The following is a 3957-nucleotide window of genomic DNA, read 5'->3' on the forward strand; positions in this document are numbered from 1 at the left end:
CCTTTCGGTTCTGCTCGGCCTGTCCCACCCATCCGCCCATGCCGCCGAAGAACCCTTTCCCCTTTACCCGGTCATCGATCCAAATGTAACCTTTTGGACGAATATCTATGCCCGTTATTCAACCACCCAGGGCGTCGTCCACGACAGTGAGCATCTGGATATCGTGTACGAGGTGATTGACCTTAAGCCCGCCGACCATCCGGGTGCCCGGAAAATCAACCGCCGGAGAATGAGACAAGCCAGCCAAAAGATAGAGTCGACACTGAATCGCCTGGCTACCCACCCGTTGGCAGAAGATACCGACTGTCGACGGGTGGCGGCGCTGTTTGGACCCGGGGCGAAGGCACACACATTCAGCCGTGCCCGTCATCGGGTTCGCTGTCAGATCGGTCAACGGGACCGTTTCCAGGCTGGCCTGATTCGTTCCGGGGCTTACATCGACCGGATACGTGCGATTTTAAAATCCAGTGGGGTGCCCGAGGATCTGGCTTATCTGCCCCACGTGGAATCATCCTTTAATACCAACGCTTACAGCAAGTTCGGTGCCGCCGGAATGTGGCAGTTTACCCGGTCCACGGGCAAGCGATTCATGACGGTGGATTATGTGTTGGACGAGCGGCGTGACCCCATTGCCGCCGCCCAGGCGGCCGCTAAATTGCTCAAGGAAAACCACGATCGGCTGGGCAGCTGGCCCCTGGCCATCACTGCATACAACCACGGTGCTGCGGGCATGCAGCGGGCCAAGGCTGCTCACGGCGACTATCCCGATATTTTCAGGTCCTACAAAGGCCGCACGTTTAAGTTCGCTTCGAGGAATTTTTATTCCGAATTTCTGGCCGCCCGCCGGGTGGCATCTGATTATCATCGTTATTTCGGACCATTGGCCCTGAATACCCCCATTCGATCAAGGACCCTGAGGCTGGATGGGTTTGCGGCATTCACGGATCTTTGTCGCCATTTCGAGGTCTCCCCCAAAGTGGTCCGGGGCATGAATCCAGCCCTTCGGCCGCCGGTGTTCAGCGGCCAGAAGTATGTTCCCAAGGGATACGTGCTGAACCTTCCCGCCCTCTCTGAATCAGATGGCCAGTCATTGACCCATATTCCCCCGACGTTATTCAAGACGGCTCAGAAACCCAGCCGGTTTTACACCGTTCAGCGGGGGGATACAGCCGGCAAGATTGCCCGCATGCACCGGGTGAAGCTGGACGACCTGATTCTGGCCAACAATATGGATCGGCGGGCGACCGTTTATGTTCGCCAGACCCTTCGCATTCCACAGGTCGGAGAATTGGTGCACAGCGAAAAAAAACCCCCACTGGAAGTACCGCGGGACTCTGTGGTGCTTGTGGCGGTTGAGGACAGTTCATTTAGCACCTCTGCCATACCTGAGAGCATCCCCGTTGAAAACGCTGTTGTCCGGTATCGGCGTCCGGGACCGTCACCCGCCGATCTGCTGGCGATGGCGGAAAAAGAACCCGATACCGCGCCGGAAGAGACGATGGCGCTCGAATTAGAAACCCAACCAGGCATTCTTGCCCATGTCGGGTTCGTCCGGATTGTCCGGGTTCAACAGCGACCGGTGGGCATTGTACAGGTCGAGGTCGAGGAGACCCTTGGCCATTATGCCGAGTGGGCCGGTGTGCGCGCATCCCTTATCCGTCGCCTGAACAACTTACCCTTCGCCCAACCGCTGCTGTTGCACCAGACAATTAAAATTCCGCTGGATGATGTGTCTGCCGAGGATTTCGAAGCTCGGCGGTACGAGTTCCACAAGCGGCTGCACGAGGATTTTTTTGCGGCTTACCGGGTCGGCGAACTCCAGCGATACCGGGTCCAGCCGGGGGACAGCTATTGGACCCTGTCCCGGGATAAATTCGATCTTCCGCTGTGGCTGATCAGACACTACAATGCCGGTGTGAACCTGGCGGCATTGAAAATTCACCAGCCGCTCATGATTCCCGCCATTGAAAGCCTGCTGGAAAATAGTCCGGAGGCGGCTGCCATAGAAACGATGCCGGAAGCCTGAACCCAACCGCAATACCTGGTCGGTGCTGTCTTCTGCGGAGCGAATTCGATCTTATTGCATCGTTTCTATTTTTCGGAGGCAACCTGCCCACTCTACAGATGATGCAGATACCCGGCGGTTCGCAGCTTGACTAGCGTTCGCAATCCCTTTATGATGCCTGTGACTTGATAATTGCCGCTCCCGATCGACATCTTTCAGGCCAACAGGCATTGTTTCCATGACCGATAAGATTCCGCTGCCGACAAGGATGGCCGCTATGTTTGTCTACAGCCGTCCCGTCCTGATTTTTGGCGGTATGATCTGTGCCCTGGCGGTCATATGGGGTAGAAACCCGGTGGTCTACACCGTCGGGGTTTCCTTTCTGATTCTCTCAATGATTTTCGATTTGGTGGATGGCTGGTTCTCGGCCCGCTTCCGACCCCATGCGCCGCTTGCGCCCCTGGCGGACCGCCTCACCGACAAGCTGGTCTATTCCATTATCTTTCCGGTGATCGCCGCTGGCATGATGTGGCGTTTGCTGGTGTCGGAGACAGATCCCACCCATGGCCAGTTGATGCATGCCATTTTTGTTCTGGTGCTTTGTGTGACGGTGCTGGTGCGGGACAGCTTCGCGGCCTTCATGCGCGGGTTCGCGATCCGCCAGGGCGTGGAACCGGAGAGCAGCGAATACAACCGCATGCGAACCATCGTGGCCGCACCGGTCAGTGCATTGCTATACGCGTACGCTTTTTATATCCCCGAAGGGCCGGAGTCATGGATCTATTTTCGCATCTCCTATCTGGGCAACCTGCCCCTGCGAATCCTGTTTTTCGTAGAAATCCTGTTTCTCGTTATCAATCTGGGATCCATTGCCGGCTACTGCCGCAAATACGGTACCGCCTGCCTGGACGAACTGTGTTACGAGGATGAGGCGCTCAGACGAAAAATCCTGTCGGTATTTCCAAACGCCCTGACCGTGATGAACGCGCTGATGGGGCTCATCGCGGTGTTTTTTGCCTATCAGGGTCGGATGCGGGAAGCCTACCTGATGATGATCGGTGCTGCCACGTTCGACAAGCTGGATGGCGCCCTGGCCCGCCGGTTGGGCCTGACGGAGCCTCTGCCCGATGAACCGCCCAAGAAGAAAATCAACATGGGCAGCATCATGGACGATCTGGCCGACGCCATCAGCTTTTGCATCGTGCCGGCTTGGATTTTCTACATCACACTGAGCCAGTTTGGACAAGACCGCTTCGTGCAGCTGCCCGTGGGGTGGATTGCCATATTCTATGCGGTATTGGGTGTCGGCCGGCTGGTCTACTTCACCCTGGACAAGACGCCGATACCTGGTTTTTTCAAAGGGTTGCCCACACCCGCGGCGGCTATGCTAGTTATGTCGCCGCTGGTGATATTCGACCATGCCCTGGCGCTCTCTTCTCAACGAATTCTTTTCTGGGGGGGGTTTGCCACCGGCACCATGGTGTTTGCCGGGATCATCATGAATATTTACCCGATCCGATACATCCACCTGGGACGGACGATGAGCCGCCATCCCTGGTTTGGCCGCGCGAACTTGCTCCTGCTGACCATCAGCATGTTTACCCCCATCTTCGGGCAGATTTGTCTGGGATATATGATTCTCTATCTCCTGTCACCCCTGTTCACATGGCGCATCCATCCTGAAGATGCCGCCCGGGAGAGACGGCGGGAAACATTGTCCGAAGGTTGACGGCTGGTTTAACATTTAACAACCCAATGATTGGAGTCGCACGATGGCGCTTTGCCCCTGCGGAAGTGGAAAAGACTACGAGGATTGCTGTGGACCGTTGATTAAGGGAGATCGGGTGGCCGACACCGCCGAGGATTTGATGCGATCCCGGTATACGGCCCATGCGAAAAAAAACTTCGATTATATTTTTGAGACCACGCATCCTTCGAATCGCCAGGAGGCC

3 protein-coding genes are annotated in these 3957 nt (G+C 56.4%); all 3 read left to right on the top strand.

What is annotated here, in order from left to right; all coding sequences use genetic code 11:
• A partial coding sequence (locus ABYV26_RS22465) for a transglycosylase SLT domain-containing protein (RefSeq protein WP_372683592.1) occupies positions 1–2026 on the top strand: 2026 nt, incomplete at its 5' end.
• A gap of 217 nt (positions 2027–2243) precedes the next feature.
• The gene (locus ABYV26_RS22470) at positions 2244–3734 is read left to right on the top strand and encodes a phosphatidylcholine/phosphatidylserine synthase (protein ID WP_372683593.1); all 1491 of its coding nucleotides are present in this window, start codon (positions 2244–2246) and stop codon (positions 3732–3734) included.
• Between the two features lie 43 nt (positions 3735–3777).
• On the top strand, positions 3778–3957 hold a 180-nt coding region (locus tag ABYV26_RS22475), incomplete at its 3' end, for a YchJ family protein (RefSeq protein WP_372683594.1).

The organism is Desulfosarcina sp. (assembly GCF_041551955.1).
Lineage (GTDB): Bacteria > Desulfobacterota > Desulfobacteria > Desulfobacterales > Desulfosarcinaceae > Desulfosarcina.